We start from the raw sequence: 2592 nt of genomic DNA, 5'->3' as shown, positions 1-2592 counted from the left end.
GCCCGGGCACGACCGGCTCGCGCGACTGGCCGCGGGCCTCCGCCAGGCTGCGGCTCAGCGCCTCGCGGGCGGAGGGCGCGCCGCGGGCCGGGGCCGGCGGCACCGAGGCCAGGTTGGGATAGCCGCCATCGCTGCCGGGCGGCAGCGGGCGGCCCTGCAACGGCTCGCCGAAGGCGTTGCGGTAGAACTCCACCGGCCCCTCGCCCGGCGAGCCGACGCAGCCGCCGAGAGACGCCAGGGCCAGCAGCAGCGCCGGCCATCCGCCGGCGCGCCGGGCCGGACCGGGGCACCCGTTTCCCTCGCGCTCGCTCCGCTGCCGCATCCATCCACCTCCGATCCGCTCCCCCGGCATTACCCCGGATCGCCAGCCGGGGGAAAGGCCGCCCCGGGAGAGCCCCCCGGGGAGAGGCGCCGGCGCGGCATGCCCGCTTGCCGTGGCCGGGAACTCGGCGGAGACTTCCGCCGGGGCGGCGGCGCCGCGCGGGACCCGGAGCGCCGAGACGGACCGGATCTGGCGGCGGGCCGCGTCATGCCCCAGATATGCTCAGCCCTCCACCCACGGCCGGCGATCCGGCGGGGGCGCGGGGCCAACACAGAGGCGCCGCCTTCATGCAGATGACGGCGCGGAGGGACGCATGGCTCACGACGACACCCCCCCGGACCCCGCTGCCTTCCGCATGCCCGACCCCGCCGTGGTCTCGCGCACCATGGCGGACGTGGCGGAGCGGGGCCAGCGCATCGTCGCCGACTTCCTGCGCCGCCAGTCCGGCGACACGCCTGGCCGCCCGGAAGGCCCAGACCCCGCGCATATCGGCGCCGCCTTCATGGAGATGACGGCGCGGTTGATGGCCAACCCGGCCCGCCTGATGCAGGCGCAACTCGGCTTCTGGCAGGACTATCTGACGCTCTGGCAGAACACCGCGCGCCGCATGTGGGGCGAGGAGGTGCCGCCGGTCATCGCCGAGGACAGCAAGGACCGCCGCTTCAAGGACGAGGCGTGGCGCGAGAACGAGGTCTTCGACTTCATCCGCCAGTCCTATCTGCTCTCGGCGCGCTACTTCACCAACGTCGCGCACGCGGCGGACGATCTCGACCCCAAGACGGCGCAGAAGGTCGATTTCTACACGCGGCAGTTCGTCGATGCGATGAGTCCGTCGAACTTCCTGATGACCAACCCCGAGGTGCTGCGCAAGACCGCCGAGAGCGGCGGCGAGAACCTGCTGCGCGGCCTGCAGAACCTGCTGTCCGACCTGGAGCGCGGCAAGGGCAAGCTGCGCATCCGCATGACCGACGAGAGCAAGTTCAGGATCGGCGAGAACATCGCCGTGACGCCGGGCAAGGTGGTCTACCAGAACGATCTGATGCAGCTCGTCCAGTACACGCCGACCACGGAGAAGGTGCTGAAGCGGCCGCTGCTGATCATCCCGCCCTGGATCAACAAGTTCTACATCCTCGACCTGCGGCCGAAGAACAGCTTCGTGCGCTGGGCGGTGGCCCAGGGGCACACCGTCTTCGTCGTCTCGTGGGTCAATCCCGACGAGCGGCTGGCCCAGAAATCCTTCGAGGACTACATGCTCGAAGGCCCCTACGCGGCGCTCGACGCGATCGAGAAGGCGACCGGCGAGAAAGGGGTGAACGTCATCGGCTACTGCCTTGGCGGCACGCTGCTGGCCTCGACCCTGGCGCACATGGCCGCCAAGCGCGACACCCGCATCCGGTCCGCCACCTTCTTCACCACCATGGTGGACTTCGCGGAGGCGGGCGAGCTCTCCGTCTTCATCGACGAGGAGCAGCTGAAGTCGCTCGAGGAGCGGATGCAGAAGCGCGGCTATCTCGAGGGCCGCGAGATGGCGACGACCTTCAACATGCTGCGCGCCAACGACCTGATCTGGTCCTTCGTGGTGCAGAACTACCTGCTCGGGCAGGAGCCCTTCCCCTTCGACCTGCTCTACTGGAACGACGACAGCACGCGCATGCCGGCGGCCATGCACAGCTTCTACCTGCGCCGCATGTACCAGCAGAACGACCTGGTGAAGCCCGGCACCATCACACTGGCCGGGGTGCCGCTCGACCTCGGGAAGATCAGGACCCCCGCCTATATCCTGGCGACGCGCGAGGACCATATCGCGCCCTGGACCAGCGCCTACCGCGCGACGCAGATCTATCAGGGGCCGGTGCGCTTCGTCCTCGCCGCCTCGGGACATATCGCCGGCGTGGTCAATCCGCCGGACTCCGGCAAGTACAGCCACTGGACCGGCGAGGAGATGCCGCCCCGCCCCGAGGACTGGTTCGGCAACGCGACTGAGTTGGCCGGCTCCTGGTGGCCGGACTGGCAGCGCTGGATCACCGCGCAGGACAAGGCCCAGGTGCCGGCGCGCCAGCCCGGCGACGGCGCCCTACCGGTGCTGGAGGACGCCCCCGGCAGCTACGTGAAGGTGATGGCGACGGATTGAGGCCGCCCCGCGCCGGCACTCGCGCCGGCGCGGGTCGTGGGACGCTCAGCGCGGGTCGCGGAAGTCGCCGTCGCGCCAGTTGCGGTCCTTGCGTCCCGCGCCGTCACGGACCGGCGCGGCGCTCCGCCCGGCGCCGCGC

At 71.0% G+C, this 2592-nt stretch carries 1 protein-coding gene and 1 pseudogene; one reads left to right on the top strand and one right to left on the bottom strand.

Annotated elements, in window-relative coordinates:
• Window positions 1-322: pseudogene (locus ACVMLK_RS20665) on the bottom strand (hypothetical protein); the annotation flags it as partial.
• Window positions 323-635: 313 nt separating this feature from the next.
• Between ACVMLK_RS20665 and ACVMLK_RS20660 the strand changes: the two are divergent.
• The gene (locus ACVMLK_RS20660; protein WP_457487493.1) at window positions 636-2453 is read left to right on the top strand and encodes a PHA/PHB synthase family protein; all 1818 of its coding nucleotides are present in this window, start codon (window positions 636-638) and stop codon (window positions 2451-2453) included.
• Window positions 2454-2592: the final 139 nt, after the last annotated feature.

The organism is Teichococcus aerofrigidensis (assembly GCF_054073225.1).
Note: the sequence above shows the minus strand (reverse complement) of the source record. Positions and strands in the feature narration are given on the sequence as shown.

What these genes read in the sequence shown, in the direction of transcription:
- ACVMLK_RS20660 (WP_457487493.1), top strand. Translation starts at nt 636, where the DNA reads ATGGCTCACGACGACACCCCCCCGGACCCCGCTGCCTTCCGCATGCCC.